The 306-nt window shown below is 65.4% G+C and carries 1 protein-coding gene; it reads right to left on the bottom strand.

Features of this window, described 5'->3' with window-relative positions; genetic code table 11:
* Positions 1-87 precede the first annotated feature (87 nt).
* On the bottom strand, positions 88-306 hold a 219-nt coding region (locus I3F54_RS31960), incomplete at its 5' end, for an alpha-amylase (RefSeq protein ID WP_240122418.1).

Here is a 306-nt window from a genome sequence, read left to right as displayed (position 1 = left end):
CGTAGAAGACGGCGCGCTTGAACCAGTCGGGGTCGCGGTCCTTGACCGGGGTGTCCTCGAAGGTGTCCGGAACGGGTTCGTTGACGATCATTGTATGGGTGACCCTCCGATCTGCGGGTTGGACGGTCGCAGGACGGTGAAGACATGCGCGGGCCTCACACCCGGTTCGAGTCGCACGTAATTGGCCCTGCCCCAGTGATAGGTCTCGCCGGTGAGCTCGTCGCGCACCGGCACCGACTCGTGCCAGTCCAGGCCGAGTTGCGGCATGTCCAACGAGACCGTGGCCTCCTGGGTGTGGTGGGGGTC

The organism is Streptomyces sp. MUM 2J, assembly GCF_022414535.1.
Lineage (GTDB): Bacteria > Actinomycetota > Actinomycetes > Streptomycetales > Streptomycetaceae > Streptomyces.
The sequence above is the reverse complement of the archived record's forward strand: the minus strand, read 5'-3'. Positions and strand labels throughout refer to the sequence as shown.